At 41.0% G+C, this 20,636-nt stretch carries 17 protein-coding genes, 1 tRNA gene and 1 CRISPR repeat array; of the genes, 17 read left to right on the top strand and 1 reads right to left on the bottom strand.

The features are described 5' to 3' along the window. Nucleotides 1-158: 158 nt before the first annotated feature. The 12 genes from J1C86_RS06115 to cas2 all read left to right on the top strand — a co-directional run bounded on the left by J1C86_RS06115 (nucleotide 159) and on the right by cas2 (nucleotide 10,153). The gene (locus J1C86_RS06115) at nucleotides 159-422 is read left to right on the top strand and encodes a chorismate mutase (RefSeq protein ID WP_125407004.1); all 264 of its coding nucleotides are present in this window, start codon (nucleotides 159-161) and stop codon (nucleotides 420-422) included. After that, a complete protein-coding gene (gene crcB, locus J1C86_RS06110; RefSeq protein ID WP_002912583.1) occupies nucleotides 422-796 on the top strand; it encodes a fluoride efflux transporter CrcB in 375 nt (124 codons plus the stop codon). Before J1C86_RS06115 ends, crcB (J1C86_RS06110) begins: the two co-directional genes overlap by 1 nt. Then, on the top strand, nucleotides 793-1,119 hold the full coding sequence (crcB, locus tag J1C86_RS06105) for a fluoride efflux transporter CrcB (RefSeq protein WP_185755780.1): 327 nt from the start codon (nucleotides 793-795) through the stop codon (nucleotides 1,117-1,119). Before crcB (J1C86_RS06110) ends, crcB (J1C86_RS06105) begins: the two co-directional genes overlap by 4 nt. Nucleotides 1,120-1,238: 119 nt before the next feature. Continuing rightward, nucleotides 1,239-1,586: a 50S ribosomal protein L19 gene (gene rplS, locus J1C86_RS06100; RefSeq protein WP_002900259.1), complete on the top strand. Its 348-nt coding sequence runs from the start codon at nucleotides 1,239-1,241 to the stop codon at nucleotides 1,584-1,586. Between the two features lie 40 nt (nucleotides 1,587-1,626). Continuing rightward, nucleotides 1,627-1,698 (top strand) — tRNA-Arg (locus J1C86_RS06095). A gap of 346 nt (nucleotides 1,699-2,044) precedes the next feature. Then, nucleotides 2,045-4,444 (top strand): CRISPR-associated helicase Cas3', encoded by a 2,400-nt coding sequence (gene cas3, locus J1C86_RS06090; RefSeq protein WP_125407010.1) that lies wholly within the window; start codon nucleotides 2,045-2,047, stop codon nucleotides 4,442-4,444. 246 nt (nucleotides 4,445-4,690) lie between these two features. Continuing rightward, nucleotides 4,691-5,419, top strand: coding sequence for a type I-C CRISPR-associated protein Cas5c (gene cas5c, locus J1C86_RS06085; RefSeq protein WP_125407013.1), 729 nt, complete (start codon nucleotides 4,691-4,693; stop codon nucleotides 5,417-5,419). Next, entirely contained in the window at nucleotides 5,419-7,302 is a 1,884-nt protein-coding gene (gene cas8c, locus J1C86_RS06080; RefSeq protein ID WP_125407016.1) for a type I-C CRISPR-associated protein Cas8c/Csd1, read from the top strand. Before cas5c ends, cas8c begins: the two co-directional genes overlap by 1 nt. Nucleotides 7,303-7,305: 3 nt before the next feature. Then, a complete protein-coding gene (gene cas7c / locus J1C86_RS06075; protein ID WP_125407019.1) occupies nucleotides 7,306-8,154 on the top strand; it encodes a type I-C CRISPR-associated protein Cas7/Csd2 in 849 nt (282 codons plus the stop codon). Nucleotide 8,155: 1 nt separating this feature from the next. Then, the gene (gene cas4, locus J1C86_RS06070; RefSeq protein WP_185755776.1) at nucleotides 8,156-8,827 is read left to right on the top strand and encodes a CRISPR-associated protein Cas4; all 672 of its coding nucleotides are present in this window, start codon (nucleotides 8,156-8,158) and stop codon (nucleotides 8,825-8,827) included. Beyond that, a complete protein-coding gene (gene cas1c / locus J1C86_RS06065) occupies nucleotides 8,824-9,849 on the top strand; it encodes a type I-C CRISPR-associated endonuclease Cas1c (RefSeq protein ID WP_125407022.1) in 1,026 nt (341 codons plus the stop codon). The genes cas4 and cas1c overlap by 4 nt, the downstream gene beginning before the upstream one ends. A 10-nt stretch (nucleotides 9,850-9,859) precedes the next feature. Continuing rightward, a complete protein-coding gene (gene cas2, locus J1C86_RS06060; RefSeq protein ID WP_002930608.1) occupies nucleotides 9,860-10,153 on the top strand; it encodes a CRISPR-associated endonuclease Cas2 in 294 nt (97 codons plus the stop codon). Nucleotides 10,154-10,299: 146 nt separating this feature from the next. Beyond that, a CRISPR array of direct repeats spans nucleotides 10,300-14,507; the repeat unit is 32 nt; unit sequence GTCGCTCCCTTCACGGGAGCGTGGATTGAAAT. Between the two features lie 161 nt (nucleotides 14,508-14,668). Here cas2 and mnmE read toward each other — a convergent pair. Next, nucleotides 14,669-16,042 carry a tRNA uridine-5-carboxymethylaminomethyl(34) synthesis GTPase MnmE gene (mnmE, locus tag J1C86_RS06055; protein ID WP_125407025.1) on the bottom strand — a complete coding sequence of 458 codons (1,374 nt, stop codon included), beginning with the start codon at nucleotides 16,040-16,042 and terminating at the stop codon, nucleotides 14,669-14,671. A 176-nt stretch (nucleotides 16,043-16,218) separates the two neighbouring features. Here mnmE and rpiA point away from each other — a divergent pair, with 176 nt between their 5' ends. The 5 genes from rpiA to J1C86_RS06030 all read left to right on the top strand — a co-directional run bounded on the left by rpiA (nucleotide 16,219) and on the right by J1C86_RS06030 (nucleotide 20,633). Next, entirely contained in the window at nucleotides 16,219-16,896 is a 678-nt protein-coding gene (rpiA, locus tag J1C86_RS06050; protein ID WP_125409289.1) for a ribose-5-phosphate isomerase RpiA, read from the top strand. Nucleotides 16,897-16,909: 13 nt separating this feature from the next. Beyond that, nucleotides 16,910-18,121 carry a phosphopentomutase gene (locus tag J1C86_RS06045; RefSeq protein WP_125409291.1) on the top strand — a complete coding sequence of 404 codons (1,212 nt, stop codon included), beginning with the start codon at nucleotides 16,910-16,912 and terminating at the stop codon, nucleotides 18,119-18,121. A gap of 29 nt (nucleotides 18,122-18,150) precedes the next feature. Further along, entirely contained in the window at nucleotides 18,151-18,963 is an 813-nt protein-coding gene (locus tag J1C86_RS06040) for a purine-nucleoside phosphorylase (protein WP_125409293.1), read from the top strand. 198 nt (nucleotides 18,964-19,161) lie between these two features. Then, nucleotides 19,162-19,875 carry a purine-nucleoside phosphorylase gene (gene deoD, locus J1C86_RS06035; protein ID WP_185755777.1) on the top strand — a complete coding sequence of 238 codons (714 nt, stop codon included), beginning with the start codon at nucleotides 19,162-19,164 and terminating at the stop codon, nucleotides 19,873-19,875. Beyond that, nucleotides 19,872-20,633, top strand: a complete 762-nt coding sequence (locus tag J1C86_RS06030; RefSeq protein ID WP_125407040.1) for a hypothetical protein — start codon at nucleotides 19,872-19,874, stop codon at nucleotides 20,631-20,633. The genes deoD and J1C86_RS06030 overlap by 4 nt, the downstream gene beginning before the upstream one ends. Nucleotides 20,634-20,636: the final 3 nt, after the last annotated feature.

Genomic DNA, 20,636 nt, shown 5'->3' with positions numbered 1-20,636 from the left:
CTTTTTAATCTATAGATAGGAGCTGTTTTAGGTTGCAGATAAAGACTCGCCCTTGCGAGTTCCCTTTAATCAAGGTCCAGTGGACCTTTTTATTTAGAATTAAACTAGAAAATTTTACTATTTTTTGATATGATAGATAGAATATAAGGAGGAATGAGATGACGTTAGAAGAAATCAGACAGGAAATTGATCAAGTGGATGATGCAATCGTTGCCCTGCTGGAGCAACGCATGAATCTGGTTGGCCAAGTCGTGGCTTTAAAAAAATTAACAGGCACAGCTGTCTTGGATAGTAAAAGAGAAGATGTGATTTTTGCCAGAGTGGCGGATAAGGTTGAAAACAAAGACTACAAGGAAACTATTGTTGCTACCTTTTCTGACATTTTAAAACGTTCGCGTGAATTTCAGAATAAAAATATCTAATGAAAGAAGTACAGAACTCAATAGCTGTGGCTTTATCTGCGATGGTAGGCGGATGGCTGCGTTATCAGATAGCTCTTTTATTAGTTGTTGCTGATTCATTTCCGCTAGGTACCTTGCTTGTCAATTATTTGGGAACTTTTTTGCTGGTCTATATTATCAAGGGCTATCTTAGCAGTAAAGTTAAGTCCCAGCGTCTAATTCTAGCGCTTTCGACCGGTTTTTGCGGAGGTTTGACGACTTTTTCTGGTCTTCTGCTAGACAGTATCAAACTAGCAGATTCAGGGCGTTATACGGAGCTTCTTATCTATCTAGTTTTAAGTGTAGGTGGTGGCCTTGCAATCGCCTTATGGGCTGGAAAGCAGGTGAAGGCATGATGTGGGCGATGTTAATCTGCTGCTGCGCTGGTGCTCTTGTGCGTTATGTTTTCTCCAAGGTCAATAGCAGAGCATCTCTTCCGCTTGGGACTTTGGCGGCAAACCTTCTAGGTGCTTTTCTCATTGGATATTTTTATAATCATATAGAAGACAAGCAACTTTATGTGATTTTAGCAACAGGCTTCTGTGGTGGACTGACGACTTTTTCTACAATGAACGCTGAGCTAGCAGAGCTCTTTTCAGAGAGAAAGAAATTTGTTTTCTATTTGGTTTCGACATACATCCTCGGATTTTTAGCGATTCTTTTAGGAATTTTCATTTAAACATCTTTACATTTTTAGAAATTTTGATATAATATAGTTTGTGCCTAATGGAAGCACAAAAAAACGGCTAATCCGCTGCGGTCTTGAACCTTAAGATTAGTAAGATAGGAGTAGAAAAAATGAATCCATTAATCCAAAGCTTGACTGAAGGTCAACTTCGTACTGACATCCCTGCATTCCGTCCTGGTGACACTGTCCGCGTTCACGCGAAAGTTGTCGAAGGAAGTCGCGAACGTATCCAGATCTTTGAAGGTGTGGTTATCGCTCGTAAAGGTGCTGGTATCTCAGAAACTTACACCGTTCGTAAAATCTCTAACGGTATCGGTGTTGAACGTACTTTCCCAATCCACACTCCACGTGTTGACAAGATTGAAGTCGTTCGTTACGGTAAAGTCCGTCGTGCTAAATTGTACTACCTTCGTGCATTGCAAGGTAAGGCAGCACGTATCAAAGAAATTCGCCGTTAATCTTAGAAAGACTCTGTCGTTGGGCAGAGTTTTTCTCTAAGTCCCCTTAGTTCAATGGATATAACAACTCCCTCCTAAGGAGTAGTTGCTGGTTCGATTCCGGCAGGGGACATTCTTAAAGCCTAACTAAGGCTTTTTTCAATGCTCTCAGGAGGAAAAGAAGATGGGTTGTCATTTTCTCTTGATCCTGACTTAGTCAATAACGTCAGTTTTGGACGAAGTATTTAGAATATTAAATAAAGAAAGAATAGTCTCTATCGAAAGTCTCACGATAGGGATTATTTAGTGTAGTGTTTTAAATCTTAAGATAGAAATAACTATTCCTGCTCCCCTACTGCATAATACTCCCTCGGAAATAATTAAAAAAGCGTTGCATTTTTAGTTGAGTTTTTTGAGATTTAGTTATAAAATAGATTTAATATAATAATCTCTTCTTTTGGGGGTGAATAAGGTAAATTATGATATTAGCACATAAAGATAACAAAGGGAATAAACAATCCCTAGAAAAACATTCATTTAATGTTGCTGTTCAAGCAAGGGAAAGTGCACAAATTATTAAGCAAGGTGACATTTTATTTTTATTAGGATTGTATCATGATCTAGGTAAAGCAAACACAGCTTTTCAAGATAAATTAGAGATTTACCCGAATAAACATGTTGATCACTCTTCTGCAGGAGCTAGGTATCTTTTTCAAAAAATACAAACCTGTTTAAAGGATTCATTTGTTCAGACAAAAGACAGAATACTGTTTCAAGAGATTATTGCTTATGTTATCTCAGCTCATCACGGCATGTATGACATTCCTCTGCAAGACGAAGGTGTTCAAGCAGAGCGATTTGCATTTAACAAGTTGAGGCATCGAATTATAGAAGGCATAGCGAACGAGCCTTATCAAAAAGATATTCTACCCTTTGCTCAAAAATTAGAAGATGAATTAAGTACCTATGGTTACAGAGATTTAAACGATTTAATCGAAAAAGCTTTTGGGAATTACCAGCAAGCCTGGTCTCAACTTAATTGGTTTGATGAAAGTGAGAGAGAATACTATAGTGGTTGTTTTATTAGGATGTATTTATCTTTTTTGAAGAATGCAGATATCTTAGATACTATCAATGCTTATGGATTACTCATTGAACTTTTAAAAGATGAAGAAAAACAAAAATTAAATGAGTCTTATCTTGAAGCTATTGAGCGAAAATATGAGAGTTTTAGTCATCCGACTACAAGCCTTAATGAAATTCGCTCACAAATTGGTGAACGAGTTAAGAGTAGGGGTGAAAAAGATTCAACGGGAATATATCGTTTAGATCTTCCTACTGGCGCTGGGAAAACGAATCTTAGTATGAGGTATGCCTTTCATCAGTTAGTTGATCAAAATAAATCAAGATTTTTCTATATCACACCATTTTTATCTGTCCTGGAGCAGAATGCTTCTGAAATTAGAAAAGTAATTGGCGAGGTAGGTGTTTTAGAGCACCATTCTAATGTTGTTAAACAGACTGCCGACAATGATGAAAAAGAAGCTGTAATGTCTGACTATCTAATTGAAAGTTGGGATAGTCAGACTGTTCTTACGTCAATGGTTCAATTTTTTCAAACATTATTTAAGACAAAATCAGCAAATATTCGTCGTTTTTCTAATTTAGCTAATAGTGTTTTGATTTTAGATGAAGTACAATCATTGCCTATTGAGGTGACAACTTTATTTAATTTAACCATGAATTTCTTAAATAAAGTTATGAACACGACTATTGTCTTATGTACGGCTACACAGCCTGCTTATGATTCTACTGTTATTAAACATAAACTTTCTTATGGAGGGAAATATGGTGAAGCTGCTGATATTGTTGAGTTAACTCATGACGAAAAAGAAGTCTTTTCAAGAACAGAACTTAGAAAATTCGATGAAAACAATCAACATTCGAATCTGTCAGATTTAGTAGATTTTGTACTGGAAAATGACGAGTCTATTCTTGCGATTTTTAACACCAAAAAGACAGTTGATAAATTCTATATGATGCTTGAAGGATTGACTGATAGACCTATTTATCAACTTTCGACTAATATGTGTGCTCAGCACAGATTAGACATTATATCGGAAATTAAACAGTATCTAAAAAAAGGAATACCTATTATTTGTGTTAGTACGCAACTAATTGAAGCTGGAGTTGACATTGATTTTAATCGAGTTATCCGATCTTATGCAGGAGTTGATTCTATTGTGCAAGCTAGTGGACGATGTAATCGTGAAGGTAAACGTGATAAAGGTCAAGTTACCTTAGTTAATCTCACAAATCAAGAAGAAAATATCTTACCACTTAAAGAAATAAAGGCTAAGAAAGACACTGCAGAGTATATTCTACATAAGATTTCATCGCCTATTGAAATGACGCTTTTAAATCGGGATTTTTTTGAATATTATTATGCTAATAATCAAGGTTCGATAGATTATCCTCTGTCCCATGGTGAATCAGTTTACGATTATTTAAGTATAAATTCATATCAAGACAGAAATAATTTTAAAGGAAAGTTAAAACAAGCCTTTAAAACTGCTGGTTTGAAAATGAATTTAATAAACAATGACACAATAGGCGTGTTGGTTCCATATGGAGACGCTATTGAGAAATTGTTGATTTTAGAAGAATTGTGTGAGTACGATTATCCATCTGTTGAAGACTATCAAACAATAAAAGCTCTTTTAAAGGAATTGCAGCCCCATACGGTAAATGTTCGTAAGCACGATCAAATACTTGAAGCGACAAAATCATATCTGAATGGGCAAATTCAGATATTGTCAGATGGTTATTATGATAAGAAAAAGGGCATCACCCTAGATTCAGGAAGTTTCCTGATGTAAAAGTTAAATGAAAACAGGCCAACGAGAGTCGGCATAGGCTTTCGTAGACCTGTAATTCAATATAAATAAGCACTAAATATAATTTCAATCCACATAGATAGAACTATGATGGCTAGATTATATCAAAATTGATTCAGATAATTTAATAGGAGTTATATAAATAACAAATACAGAAATAAATTTATTAACTTTTGAGATTTTAAGTACTATGATAGGATTATAAAATAACATAAGGAGGTTTTAACTTTGTACAGATCAAGAAATTTCTATGTGAAAATAAGTGGTGAACGGGCGCTCTTTACAAATCCTGCCACTAAAGGCGGGAGCGAGAGAACGTCGTACTCGATTCCTACTAGACAAGCTTTGCAAGGCATAATTGATAGTATTTATCATAAGCCGACATTCATAAATATTGTTACTGAAGTTAAGGTTGTTAATCAAATTCAGACAGAACTACATGGCGTTCGTGCTTTGTTACATGATTACAGTGCGGACTTGAGTTATGTTTCATATTTGAGTGATGTAGAGTACCTTGTTAAATTCCATTTTATATGGAATGAAAATCGTAAAGATTTAATGCAAGATAGACTACCTAACAAGCACGAGTCTATTATGGAACGTTCGATTCGAAGGGGTGGACGACGTAATATTTTTTTAGGGACTAGTGAATGCTTTGGATTAGTCGATGAAATTAGTCAAGAAAAGTACGAGAACACGTCTTCTTACTACGATGGCGTTACTATTGATTTAGGTATTATGTTTCATTCTTTTGCTTATCCCAAAGACGAAACGACACCATTAAAATCTTATTTTACAAAAACAGTTATGGATAATGGGGTGATTAAGTTTAAGCCTCAGTCTGAGTGTGAAATTGTAAATACTTTGTCTAATTATACATTTAAGACACCTGGCCAGGTTAAGTCCGTTGATGATGAACTTAAGGAATACGATGCTATGGAGAAAGGAGAAGAATAATGGATTTTTTTACTTCTCTCTTAAAAGCTTATGAAAAAGCAGAAGAAATTGGCTTAGTTGACCAGCAAGATGGGCATAATCCTGTTTTACTTCCGCTTTATCATACTAGTTTGAAGTCAAATAGTAAAAATATTATTTCAGTTAAGTTGGATCAGGATGGCAGTTTCTATAAGGCAGAGGTCATGGCTGATAATCAAACGATTGTATTTCCTGTGACTGCAAATTCTGTAGCAAGATCTGGTAGTAATCCTGCTCCACATCCTCTTGTAGACAAGTTTTCTTATTATGTATCAGAAGCGAATCAAACACAATATGATGATTTTCATAAACAATTGGCTAATTGGATTGATTATTGTGATGAGGGCGAGGTTAAAGGATTTTTAACAAAGATTCAGCGTTTTATTCTCCAAACTGATTTTCTAAGTAGTATTCTTCAGTCTTTATATGGTGATTATTACCAAAGGGAGGGATTGAAAATCACCTATTCTGACTCTGATGGAAAAAATAAGACTGTTGATTTATCAGCTTATTTCTTAGAGTTTTCAATTGTACAATTTCATGGCTTTAAAGATGAATCGGTGACCAGCTACAAGGAATTACATCAATCATATATTTCGTTTGTAAGAGCTAATCAGGATAATTTGGGAACATGTAATATTAGCGGACGAACGGAGCAAATTACCAATAAGCATCGAGGTCTCATGGGGAATGCTAAAATTATTTCAGTTAGTAATAAAGGAGAGGCCTATAAAGGGCGCTTCAAGGAGCGGGAAGATGTTTTTAGTGTTGGCTATGAAACTTCGGAAAAAATTCATTTAATGATTAAATATCTGCTGGAAAATAAGAATAGTAGTACTTGGCTGGAATCGTCACAATATCTCATCAATTGGTTTAGTGATGATTTAGCGAATGAGAGTCAATTAGATATTGTAAAGCCAGAGTTTAATGAGTTATTTGAAGATTCTGAAGATGAAAGAGATAGTCTCGTTTTCATCAAACCGAACAAAGAAAACAAGAAGATAGGCTCTTCGTTTATTAAAGGTCAAAAATTATTTAGTAATGATGCAATGTATAACATCGCTATATTGAACAAAACAAGTAATGGCCGTATTGCTTTAAAATATTTCCGTCAAGTTCAAGTTTCCCAGTTATTGAAAAATCTGGAAACTTGGCAGGAAAACTATTCTTGGGAGGCAAAAACTAAATCTGGAAATTATAAATTAAGAACACCTACTTTTAATGAAATAATCAACGCTGCCTACGGTATTGATAGAGAACGTTATTTGGAATTGGACAATGACAGTTTTAAGAGCGATCAATATCAGCAATTAGTAACAGCTTTGATTGATGGAAGATTAATACCAAATACTATTGTTAAAAAATTAGAAGATAACATTAAACAAAGACAAAAGTATTCTAAGCACTGGTATCAAGTACAACAAGTTAGTTTAGCGGTTTTACAAAAACAATATGGAAGGGAGTTCACACCAATGTTAGATCATCAAGAAACAGATCGTTCTTACCTATTTGGACGCTTACTTGCAATTTATGAGCTGTTTGAGACTCAGCGCTATGCTCTAGATGGTAGTAGCCAAGAACGCATCACGAATGCTGAGCGTTATTGGAATGCTTATACAGGTCAACCAGCCAAAATGATGAATCATTTAGAAAATAAAATTAAGCCTTATGAGGAAGTTTTGAAATTGAATAGGCCTGGTATTTGGCATAAATTGGAGAGAGAAAGAAAAGAAATTATTCAACTTTTGACCCCATTATATGCTAAAAAAGAGTTTACACAACCATTAGATTATAAATTTATCTTTGGCTACTATGCTGAAAAACAATTTTACTACACTAAACAAACTAAAGAAAACGAGGGATAAGATATGTTGGAACACAAAATTGATTTTATGGTGACGATTGAGGTACGTGAAGCAAATGCAAATGGCGATCCTTTATCTGGTAATATGCCAAGAACAGATGCTAAGGGTCATGGCTTGATTTCAGATGTAGCCATTAAACGTAAAATTAGAAATCGTATGCAAGATTTTGGTTGTCCTACTTTTGTACAAGCAGGTGATCGCATTGAGGACGAGTTTCGTTCGCTTGAAAAACGTTTTTCTAATCAATTCACTTCGAAAGATTCAGATGCAGAAATTGAAGAAAAAGCTAATCAATTATGGCTGGATGTGCGTTCTTTCGGCCAAGTATTTACCTATTTAAAAAAGTCAATCGGTGTTCGTGGTCCAGTTTCTCTGAATATGGCTAAATCTTTGGAACCAATTGTGATTTCCAGTCTACAGATTACTAGAAGTACTAACGGTATGGAAGCAAAAAATGAAAGCGGTCGTTCGTCAGACACCATGGGAACTAAGCATTTTGTTGATTATGGTATCTATGTCATCAAAGGTTCGATTAATCCAAATTTTGCTGAAAAAACAGGATTTTCTGATGAAGATGCTGAGGTAATTAAGAAAGCACTTATCAGTCTGTTTGAAAACGATGCGTCATCCGCTCGTCCTGAAGGTTCTATGCGAGTAAGGGAAGTCTTCTGGTTTACACATTCTAATAAGTTGGGAAATGTTTCCAGTGCTCGTGTTTTTGATTTGTTTGAATTTGACAAAGAAAAACAGGATAAGGATAGTTATGAAGACTATGCTATCTATCTTAATCAAGAGAAATTGGCAGAATACGAAGCTAAAGGATTAAAAGTTGATATCTTAGAAGGACTGTAATATGGTTTATGCTGAAAGTGACTATTTGATGTTGTCTGGAATTCAGCATTTCCAATTCTGCAAGCGCCAATGGAGTTTAATTCATATTGAGCAGCGGTGGGCTGAAAATGAAGCGACAGCTCATGGGCAGATTTTACATCAAAAGGCAGACAATCCATATATCAAAGAAAAACGAAAGGATGTCATTACCTCACGGGCTATTCATGTCTCATCAAAAGAGCTTGGTCTCTATGGAATATTGGATGTGGTTGAATTCCATAAGGATGAAAACGGAGTTTCGCTAAAAGGAAAACTTGGTAAATGGCTTCCTGTCATTATTGAATATAAGCGTGGAAAACCAAAAAGGGATACTTGCGATATTGTTCAGCTGGTTGCTCAAACGATTTGTCTTGAAGAAACTCTTGGGTGCGCAATCGAGTATGGTTATCTTTATTACCATAGTGTGAATCAAAAGAAGCGAATAGAAATTACTTCTGATTTACGAAAAGAAGTAGCCGAGTTAGCTTGCCAAATGCATGAATATTATGATAAACAGCTTATTCCGAAAGCTGAATATTTTAAAAACTGTCAGTTATGCTCCTTAGTTGATATTTGCATGCCACGTCTGAGCAAAAAGGCACGCAATGTTGACAATTATATTTTCCAAGCACTAAAAAGTGAGGATAGCTTATGAAAAAGCTACTTAATACTCTATATTTGACTCAAGATAATTTTTATTTAACGCGTGAAAGAGATAATATAGTGATCAAACAAGAAGGGAAAGTTGTCAGTCGTTTCCCATATCGAATAATTGATGGCATTGTTTGTTTTTCTTATTTGGGGGCGTCTCCTTCTTTGATTGAACTATGTTCTAAAAATCAGATAAATTTGTCCTTCCATACACCACAAGGGCGCTTTTGCGGTCGATTTGTTGGGCAAACAAATGGGAATGTTTTGCTAAGGAGACAGCATTATCGTTTGGCGGATGAAGAACAATCTCTAGAATATGCAAAACACTTTATTCTTGCTAAGATTTCAAATTCTAGAAAATATTTATTGCGCTTCAAGCGTGACCATCGGGATCGGATCGATAGTCATCTCTTTGAAGAGGTGAATACGGAATTGGCTTGGGCTTTGGAACAGGTTCAAGCAGCTGGAGACAAGGATTCTCTTTTAGGAATTGAAGGTCAGGCAGCTAACCAATATTTTCGTATTTTTAATAGTTTAGTATTGACTGATAAGGAGACTTTTCAGTTTAATGGGCGGACTAGACGCCCTCCATTAGATTGTGTCAATGCTTTGTTATCATTTGGCTATAGCTTGTTAACATATGAATGCCAGTCTGCTTTGGAAGCAGTGGGGCTCGATAGTTATGTTGGTTTCTTTCATACAGATAGGCCAGGTCGTGCTAGCTTGGCATTGGATTTAGTCGAAGAATTTCGTGCTTATATAGTTGACAGATTTGTATTTTCTTTGATAAATAAAGGTCAGCTGACAAAAAAACATTTTGACTTTAAAGAAAATGGAAGTGTCATATTAACTGAAAAAGGGCGTGCAATCTTTATTGAAGCCTGGCAAAAGCGGAAACATCAGGAAGTAGAACATCCTTTTACTAAAGAAAAAGTAAAATTGATGTTACTGCCCTATATCCAAGCACAGTTATTGGCTAAAGCAATTCGTGGAGAATTGGAATCCTATCCGCCGTTTTTAATATAGGAGGCAGTTTATGATGGTATTAGTAACATATGATGTGAATACTGAAACTGCACAAGGCAGGAAAAGACTGCGTCATGTAGCAAAATTATGTGTTGATTACGGTCAACGCGTTCAGAATTCAGTCTTTGAATGCTCAGTAACTCCTGCAGAATTTGTAGAAATAAAGGCTAAGCTTTTGAGTATTATTGACACTGAGTCTGACAGTATTCGTTTTTATTTGCTAGGTAAGAACTGGCAAAATCGTCTAGAAACGATTGGACGTGATACGAGTTATGATCCCGATATAGGTGTATTACTCCTTTAAATTGCTTAGTGCGAATAGTGGTTACTCATAAAAAAGTAGGGCTTTCGCGCGAAAAATAAACAAAAATAAGGTAAAATTTCAAAATTCTGGAAGAGTTTTCTTTCCTTGAAACATAATTTTTGCCTAAAACAGTGCAACTACGCGCTGTCGCTCCCTTCACGGGAGCGTGGATTGAAATAGTTCGTCTTTTGTCATGTCGTTTCCTCCTAGTCGTGTCGCTCCCTTCACGGGAGCGTGGATTGAAATACGTCTAGCTGGTGCAAGACCAAACCCGAGGTAAGTCGCTCCCTTCACGGGAGCGTGGATTGAAATATAGACAGACTTACCAACACTTAGCCAAAAGGTCGTCGCTCCCTTCACGGGAGCGTGGATTGAAATATGACAACGCATAACGGGCGCACTTAGCGCCCCTTGTCGCTCCCTTCACGGGAGCGTGGATTGAAATATCGTACGCCCGCAAGTATGCGGCGCAGGGATTGTGTCGCTCCCTTCACGGGAGCGTGGATTGAAATTCCTATGAGCTGGAGCTTAAATAATGGGAATACGGTCGCTCCCTTCACGGGAGCGTGGATTGAAATTCTACCAAGTTTGAAAGCTACTTGAACGAAGCAGGTCGCTCCCTTCACGGGAGCGTGGATTGAAATTATTTTCAGCGTGAAAGTATTTAGCAAGTAAGGAAGTCGCTCCCTTCACGGGAGCGTGGATTGAAATACAAAGCCACGATCCAGCGTTGGGAATACGGCGCAGGTCGCTCCCTTCACGGGAGCGTGGATTGAAATGCAGAAGTCGGGGAGGTTTTGGAAGAAATCAATGTCGCTCCCTTCACGGGAGCGTGGATTGAAATTGGGTCATTGTGTCAGCTCTCCCTTTTTCGTTGTGTCGCTCCCTTCACGGGAGCGTGGATTGAAATAAAATAATATCTGCCGTCTCATTGAACGGATAGTCGTCGCTCCCTTCACGGGAGCGTGGATTGAAATTTGTACGGCGTAGAAACCTACAAGCGGGCTAATGGTCGCTCCCTTCACGGGAGCGTGGATTGAAATATTGAAGCTATCGAGCGCAAGCGAAAGGACGCAGTCGCTCCCTTCACGGGAGCGTGGATTGAAATCAACTATCAAACGAAGCCTATTCGTTGCTTAAATGTCGCTCCCTTCACGGGAGCGTGGATTGAAATTGGTATTGTCGAAAATCTCGCGGGGGTCGTCCCGTCGCTCCCTTCACGGGAGCGTGGATTGAAATCTGTGAGGTCTGCCGAGATTGTGACTGTCTTGTGTCGCTCCCTTCACGGGAGCGTGGATTGAAATAAAGTCGGGTAGGTCTTGACGCCGAACAGCTCGGTCGCTCCCTTCACGGGAGCGTGGATTGAAATGTATCCGTTGAAATATATTGCGTATTTGTCGCATGTCGCTCCCTTCACGGGAGCGTGGATTGAAATTAACCATTGTATTGACACCCCCTGCAGCATAATAGTCGCTCCCTTCACGGGAGCGTGGATTGAAATATCATACAACAACCAAGATAAAAGCTTATCCCACCGTCGCTCCCTTCACGGGAGCGTGGATTGAAATACACGCATCTTCCAGTTCCTTGACGTACAGCGACGTCGCTCCCTTCACGGGAGCGTGGATTGAAATTATGGTGCTGTTCTGGGGGCACTCATAACATTAAGTCGCTCCCTTCACGGGAGCGTGGATTGAAATTTTCCAGCAGCTAAATAATCTTGTACCATTTTTTGTCGCTCCCTTCACGGGAGCGTGGATTGAAATTTAATAACATTATTTCTGGCATTTTTAAGTCAGGTCGCTCCCTTCACGGGAGCGTGGATTGAAATTACTAGTCAATCAGAAGGGATCAATTATGCAGGAGTCGCTCCCTTCACGGGAGCGTGGATTGAAATAAGTACATTTAACAGACTTAAACGAGGAATTAAGTCGCTCCCTTCACGGGAGCGTGGATTGAAATCGTGTCAACCCCATCATCAGTGGTGAACCTGTAGTCGCTCCCTTCACGGGAGCGTGGATTGAAATTGCTCAATGGTAGATATCAGCTTGCTATCATCAGTCGCTCCCTTCACGGGAGCGTGGATTGAAATTAATGGCTATGCGCCACAGTCTCCTACTCGAGACGTGTCGCTCCCTTCACGGGAGCGTGGATTGAAATAAAAAAATCACCTCATAAACATTAACACTACGAGCGTCGCTCCCTTCACGGGAGCGTGGATTGAAATTCAATGGTCGCAAACACTGCTCGCATACCCATGGCTGTCGCTCCCTTCACGGGAGCGTGGATTGAAATATGGCTGCTGTGTACAAGGTGTTCCTGGATCCGCGTCGCTCCCTTCACGGGAGCGTGGATTGAAATCGAAGTATCCGTATTCGTCTTTACTTTTATCATGTCGCTCCCTTCACGGGAGCGTGGATTGAAATCTTTAGTTCCAAGTACTTATCATAATAATATGTGGGTCGCTCCCTTCACGGGAGCGTGGATTGAAATTTTTGTATGCTTGGAAAAGGTCTCGATCGCTTTGTCGCTCCCTTCACGGGAGCGTGGATTGAAATCTTTCTCGTAAACCCTAACAAGAAAATCACCTTTCGTCGCTCCCTTCACGGGAGCGTGGATTGAAATTCAATAAAATCTCGCTCAACCAGCTTCCTATCTGGTCGCTCCCTTCACGGGAGCGTGGATTGAAATATCAACAAGTACCACTACTGGCTTGTCATAGATAGTCGCTCCCTTCACGGGAGCGTGGATTGAAATTGAACCTATGCTTGATACTGAATATATGGACAAGGGTCGCTCCCTTCACGGGAGCGTGGATTGAAATTATTGTTCGTGATAAAGAAGGTAATCCTGTAGTTAAGGTCGCTCCCTTCACGGGAGCGTGGATTGAAATAAATGCTATTCAATACTTGGGAGCTCAACTTTTCCGTCGCTCCCTTCACGGGAGCGTGGATTGAAATAAGTATGGTAAATTTGTAGGTCAGGCAGAAATGCCGTCGCTCCCTTCACGGGAGCGTGGATTGAAATAGTTATCAAATCTATCGGCGGTGCGATTAAATCTGTCGCTCCCTTCACGGGAGCGTGGATTGAAATGCAACAGGATGAGAGGGGTGGAAATTTGACAAAAATGTCGCTCCCTTCACGGGAGCGTGGATTGAAATCATCCAGAGAAAATGATCAGTCAATCTGCAGGCTCGTCGCTCCCTTCACGGGAGCGTGGATTGAAATGAAAGATAAAGCGAGCTTTTAAAGACATCATTGTGGTCGCTCCCTTCACGGGAGCGTGGATTGAAATTCGTAAAAATAATTAGGGGGTAATCTATGTTAGGTCGCTCCCTTCACGGGAGCGTGGATTGAAATAATATTTATTTGCTCTAAATCAATCTCTTTTGATGTCGCTCCCTTCACGGGAGCGTGGATTGAAATTGTTGTAGGTTTAATTTCTTGAACCTTATCTGCTCGTCGCTCCCTTCACGGGAGCGTGGATTGAAATTGATAAGGGGCAAGCTATCGATCCACTGACTATGTCGCTCCCTTCACGGGAGCGTGGATTGAAATAATGACTACTTTAAGGAACACCCTCTGAATAAAGTCGCTCCCTTCACGGGAGCGTGGATTGAAATTTTAGATGGTGCTAAAGATTTACCCGTTGGTTGGTGTCGCTCCCTTCACGGGAGCGTGGATTGAAATTGGACGGACACGCGCGCCGTCATGAGCAGCAACGGGTCGCTCCCTTCACGGGAGCGTGGATTGAAATCTGAGTAAGTCGTTCCTGCACTTGTAGCCGTTTAGCGTCGCTCCCTTCACGGGAGCGTGGATTGAAATAGGTGTTCCTTGACATGAAGCTAAATGGAGTACGTCGCTCCCTTCACGGGAGCGTGGATTGAAATTAAAATATAGGCTAGCTGCGTCACAATGTCACTAGTCGCTCCCTTCACGGGAGCGTGGATTGAAATAGGCAGCTTCTCATCGAAAGACGGATATACTTCGTCGCTCCCTTCACGGGAGCGTGGATTGAAATTGAACTACAAAGTAATCCATATCCTCTCCGTCCGGTCGCTCCCTTCACGGGAGCGTGGATTGAAATGTGCTGGTGTCTCTGGCATGAAAACTGTCCTGAAGTCGCTCCCTTCACGGGAGCGTGGATTGAAATTGGTCTGCTCAAAGTCCTAGAAGTGAAATCAAGCAGTCGCTCCCTTCACGGGAGCGTGGATTGAAATTGCAAGTCTAAACGGCTCATTGTCGCTAGAAAGCAAGTCGCTCCCTTCACGGGAGAGTGGATTGAAATGACGACGTTTAGAATGCCGCCGAGTTCGTGCTTTGTCGCTCCCTTCACGGGAGCGTGGATTGAAATGCGGAAGCGGTGAAGGAAGTAGCGAGCTTTTACGGTCGCTTCCTATATTTAGCTTTCTAGAGGAGAGCGAAGTAGAGAACTAATAATGTACGAAATGCTATTAAAAATAATCGAATATACTGCATTCGAAAAGAGACCTAAATTTTAGGTCTCTTGTTTCTCTATTTCCCCAAGCAGAATTGGCTGAAGAGTTGGGTGATGAGTTCGTCTGGTGCGGCGTCACCAGTGATTTCGCCGAGGATTTCCCAAGTGCGAGTCATATCGACTTGGAGAAGGTCAACCGGCATACCCATTTCCAAGCCTTGGTTGACGGCTTGCAGGCTTTCTAGGGCTTTTTCAATCAAGGAAATGTGGCGGGCGTTGGATAGGTAGGTAGCATCTTGCTCGACGATACCAGCATTTTCAAAGAAGAGCTGATTGATGCGTTCTTCAATTTTATCGATATTTTGATTGTGGAGGACAGAAATCTTGATAGCATCTGCTGGCAGCTGGTCCAGCTCAATCTTTTCTTCAAGGTCAGTCTTGTTAAGCAGGACGATGCGATTGCTGTCTTGGCTGATTTCGAGCAATTGTTTGTCCTGATCCGTCAGAGGCTCGCTGGCATTGAGAACTAAGAGGACCAAGTCTGCTTCCTGCAGAGCTTTTTTAGAGCGCTCAACTCCAATTTGTTCTACAAGGTCATCGGTTTCCCGAATTCCTGCTGTATCAATGAGCTTGAGCGGCACACCCTTGATATTGACATACTCCTCAATCACATCCCGAGTCGTACCCTCGATATCAGTCACAATGGCCTTGTCCTCGCGCAGGAGATTGTTGAGCAGGCTGGACTTGCCAACATTAGGCCGACCGATGATAGCAGTGGAAATGCCTTCGCGCAAAATCTTGCCTCGTCGTGCAGTATTGAGGAGGTTGCTTAGGAGTGCCTCGAACTCAGCCGTTTTCTCTCGCATCAACTGGGTCGTCATCTCTTCCACATCGTCGTACTCCGGATAGTCAATGTTGACCTCGACCTGAGCCAAAGTGTTGAGAATTTCCTGACGGGTATTGTTGATAAGGTCGGAAAGAGAGCCATCCAGCTGCTTGACAGCATTGTTCATGGCTTTATCAGTCTTGGCGCGGATGATGTCCATGACAGCCTCAGCCTGAGTCAAATCTACGCGCCCATTGAGAAAAGCCCGCTTGGTAAACTCACCAGGCTCAGCCATTCTAGCCCCCTCTCGGATAGCCAGCTGCAAAATTTCATTAGTAACCGCAATTCCACCGTGAGTGTTAATCTCGATGATATCCTCGCGCGTGAAGGTCTTTGGAGAGCGCATGGCACCAAGCATAACCTCATCCAGAATTTCCTGATTTTGAGGGTCGACGATATGGCCGTAGTTGAGCGTGTGGCTTTCCACTTTGCTTAGATTCTTCCCTTTGAAGATTTTTTGGGCAATAGCAAAGCTGTCAGTTCCGCTTAGTCTAACGATACCGATGGCTCCTTCGCCAAGAGGTGTAGAAATCGCAGCGATTGTATCAAATTCTCTGGTAATCATATTGCATTTTTCCTTGTGTTTAAAATCAATTACTCTAATTGTAACGCAAAAATCAAGGAGGAGCAAGGCTTTCGATTATCAAGCCAAAGGAATGAAATTTAAGTCTGGTAAAGAAAACACTTTCATGTTAGTGAGAATCATGATATAATAAAAGTAGTGTGATTTGAGGAGGTGCTATGGAAAATCTAAAGAAACTGGCAGGAATCAAGGCCGCTGAATTTGTCCAAAGCGGGATGATAGTTGGTCTCGGGACGGGTTCGACCGCTTATTATTTTGTCGAAGAGATTGGTCGGCGTATCAAGGAAGAAGGACTACAGATTACAGCTGTTACGACTTCCAGTATCACTAGTAAACAGGCGGAAGGTTTAGGTATTCCGCTCAAATCCATTGATGAAGTTGACTTGGTTGATGTGACAGTTGATGGTGCTGATGAGGTTGACGCAGCCTTTAACGGTATTAAGGGCGGTGGTGGCGCGCTTCTCATGGAGAAAGTCGTAGCGGTGTCTACAAAGCACTATATCTGGGTGGTTGATGAAAGTAAGATGGTCGAGAAGCTAGGTGCCTTCAAGCTACCAGTAGAAGTTGTTCAGTACGGTGCTGAGCAGCTCTTTCGTCGCTTTGAGCGTGCGGGCTATAAGCCAGCCTTTCGTCAGAAGGACGGTCAGCGTTTTGTTACGGACATGCAGAATTTCATTATCGACTTAGATTTAGGTGTGATTGAAAATCCAGTTGAGTTTGCGCAAGAACTAGATCATGTAGTGGGCGTAGTGGAGCATGGACTGTTTAATCAAATGGTAGACAAGGTCATTGTTGCTGGAAAATCGGGTCTTCAAGTTTTAGAGGCTAATAAATAGAAAGAGGTATTTTATGCCAAAATTTAATCGTATTCACTTGGTAGTCATGGACTCAGTTGGTATCGGTGCTGCACCAGATGCTAATAATTTTGTCAATGCAGGGGTACCAGATGGTGCTTCAGATACTCTGGGACATATTTCCAAAACGGTAGGACTGAATGTGCCAAACATGGCTAAGATCGGCCTGGGAAATATCGAGCGTCCTGCTCCTTTGAAGACCGTTCCTCAAGAAGAAAATCCTAGTGGTTACTATACCAAGCTGGAAGAAGTATCTCTTGGAAAAGACACGATGACAGGACACTGGGAAATCATGGGTCTCAATATTACTGAGCCTTTTGATACTTTCTGGAATGGCTTCCCAGAAGAAATCCTGACTCAGATTGAAGAGTTTTCTGGTCGCAAGATCATTCGTGAGGCTAACAAGCCATACTCTGGTACAGCAGTTATTGATGACTTTGGTCCTCGTCAGATGGAAACAGGCGAGCTGATTATCTACACCTCTGCAGACCCAGTATTGCAAATCGCGGCACACGAAGAAGTGATTCCTTTGGAAGAGCTCTATCGCATCTGTGAGTTCGCCCGCTCTATTACCTTGGAACGCCCTGCACTTCTGGGACGTATTATCGCTCGTCCTTATGTAGGTGAGCCAGGCAACTTCACTCGTACAGCCAACCGTCACGACTATGCCGTTTCTCCGTTTAATTCAACTGTACTTGATAAGCTCAATGAAGCTGGAATTAATACTTATTCTGTTGGTAAGATAAATGACATCTTCAACGGCGCTGGAATTAACCATGACATGGGACACAATAAGTCTAACAATCATGGTGTAGATACTTTGGTCAAAGCCCTGCAAGACGAAAACTTCAAAGAAGGTTTCTCATTTACTAACCTAGTAGACTTTGATGCTCTTTATGGTCACCGCCGTGATCCACATGGCTACCGTGACTGCCTAGAAGAGTTTGATGCTCGCATCCCAGAAATCATTGAAAATATGCGTGAAGATGATCTGCTCATGATTACTGCTGACCATGGTAATGACCCAACCTATGCCGGAACCGACCACACTCGTGAGTACATTCCGCTTTTGATCTTCGGAAAATCGCTGAGCGGTCATGGTCATATTCCTGTCGGACACTTTGCAGATATCTCAGCTACCGTTGCTGAAAACTTCGGAGTGGACAAGGCGATGATTGGTGAAAGCTTCCTGGATAAATTGGTATAAGCGTAATAGGAGAGTGAGGAAAATATTTTATGACAAGCTTATCAGAAAAAATCAAAGAAACAGCAGCCTTCTTAAAAGAAAAAGGTATGACAGAACCTGAATTTGGTCTGATTTTGGGATCTGGTTTGGGAGAATTGGCTTCTGAAATCGAAAATGCCGTTAGTCTTGACTATGCGGATATTCCAAACTGGGGCCGCTCGACTGTTGTTGGCCACGCTGGGAAATTAGTCTATGGAGACTTGGCAGGACGGAAAGTCTTGGCACTGCAAGGCCGTTTCCATTTCTATGAAGGAAATCCTTTAGACATCGTTACTTTCCCAGTGCGTGTGATGAAGGCTCTTGGTGCGACAGGTGTTATTGTGACCAATGCTGCCGGCGGTATCGGCTATGGTCCTGGTACGCTTATGGCGATCACTGACCACATCAATATGACTGGTCAAAATCCTTTGATCGGTGAAAACTTGGATGAATTTGGTCCACGTTTCCCTGATATGTCTAAATCTTACACTCCAGAATACCGTGCCGTCGCTCACAAAGTTGCTGATAAGTTTGGTATCAAGCTAGATGAGGGTGTCTATATCGGTGTAACTGGCCCAACTTATGAAACGCCAGCAGAAATCCGTGCTTATAAGACGCTTGGGGCGGATGCAGTCGGCATGTCTACTGTTCCTGAAGTGATTGTAGCAGCACATTCTGGTTTGAAAGTCCTTGGAATTTCATGCATTACAAACTTTGCTGCTGGTTTCCAAGAAGAGCTTAATCATGAGGAAGTGGTTGAAGTAACAGAACGTGTCAAAGGTGATTTTAAACGACTGCTTAAAGAAACACTTGCTGAATTGTAAAAAAAATGTTGAAAGGCGTAGTGTCTGAGTTTGTAATTGAATCCGAACTAGCCTTTCTATGGAATATTAAAATTAAGAAAGAAAGGAATTGAACCCACCCTAAAAGCGGTGGGAAAAAGATAGTTGGTCTTGCGAGCATCGCTCACTGCGACCATCTCCTATTTTCCCTTTGCTTTTGACGGGTTTGGTATCTTAACTATGTCTATTCATATTGCTGCTAAACAAGGCGAGATTGCTGATAAAATTCTTCTTCCAGGTGATCCGCTTCGGGCTAAGTTTATTGCGGAGAATTTCCTGGAAGATGCTGTTTGCTTTAATGAAGTCCGCAATATGTTCGGCTACACTGGTACTTATAAAGGCCAGCGTGTTTCTGTTATGGGAACGGGGATGGGAATGCCCTCAATCTCTATCTACGCGCGTGAGTTGATTGTTGACTACGGTGTGAAAAAGCTGATCCGTGTAGGAACTGCGGGTTCGTTAAATGAGGATGTCCATGTCCGTGAATTAGTACTGGCGCAGGCAGCTGCAACTAACTCCAACATTATCCGTAATGACTGGCCACAGTATGATTTTCCGCAAATTGCTAGCTTTGATTTGTTAGATAAGGCTTACCATATCGCCAAAGGTCTTGGTATGACAACCCATGTTGGAAACGTCTTGTCGTCTGATGTCTTTTATTCAAACTACTTTGAAAAGAATATCGAGCTTGGTAAGTGGGGGGTTAAGGCAGTTGAAATGGAAGCGGCAGCTCTTTACTATTTGGCAGCTCAACACCGTGTGGACGCTCTTGCTATCATGACTATTTCTGACAGCTTGGTCAATCCTGAAGAGGATACGACAGCTGAAGAACGCCAAAATACCTTTACCGATATGATGAAGGTTGGTTTGGAAACCTTGATTGCAGAAGCATGAAAGTAGATGTCAAAGAAGCCATTCTCTTTGCTATTTCCCGCTATGACTATGCTTATGCGTATAAGCTGGCTGAGCGAGCAGGAAGCAGTGTCCAGTCTGACTTGGTCCTTCTTCTTGAGGCCTTAGCGGAGCGAAGAGAGCTCAATATCCAATCTATGATGAATCTAAAGTTGGAAATCACTGGGTCTGACCTAGCTGATTTTCAGCTTTTTTACCATGAAAATGAAGCGGATGAACAGCTGGTCAATTACCTTTATGATCTAGAAGCCAAGCTAAGAAATGAGCAGCTGATTGATTTTATCCGAGCTGTCAGTCCAGCTATTTATCGGATTTTTATGCGGCTGATTCGCATGCAAATACCGGACATTGACTGCTATATTCATAACTCTCGAGGAGCAAGCTACGACCGTTGGAAGTTTGAAAAGATGCGACATTCTGATAATCCTGACCTGCAAAATTTTCATGCGGAAAGCACGGTCAATTCTTCTAGTTTGACGGAGATGATTTTGCAGTTGAATTTGTCCGAATCTGTCAAGGAATCAGCACAGCAGCTAAGAGAGTTAGAAAAGTCAGTTCGCAATCCGCTGGCTCATCTTATTAAGTCTTTTGATGAGGAAGAATTGCACAGGACGACAGGTTTCTCATCTCAGCACTTTATGGAGCTTCTGGTTGATTTGGCGCAGGAGACAGGCATTGTCTACCAGAGGGAACCTTTTTACTTCGACCGAGCAAATGCGGTAATAGAAAGTCTCTTATAAGGA

It is taken from the genome of Streptococcus sanguinis, assembly GCF_050220005.1.
Taxonomy (GTDB): domain Bacteria; phylum Bacillota; class Bacilli; order Lactobacillales; family Streptococcaceae; genus Streptococcus; species Streptococcus sanguinis_Z.
Note: the sequence above shows the minus strand (reverse complement) of the source record. Positions and strands in the feature narration are given on the sequence as shown.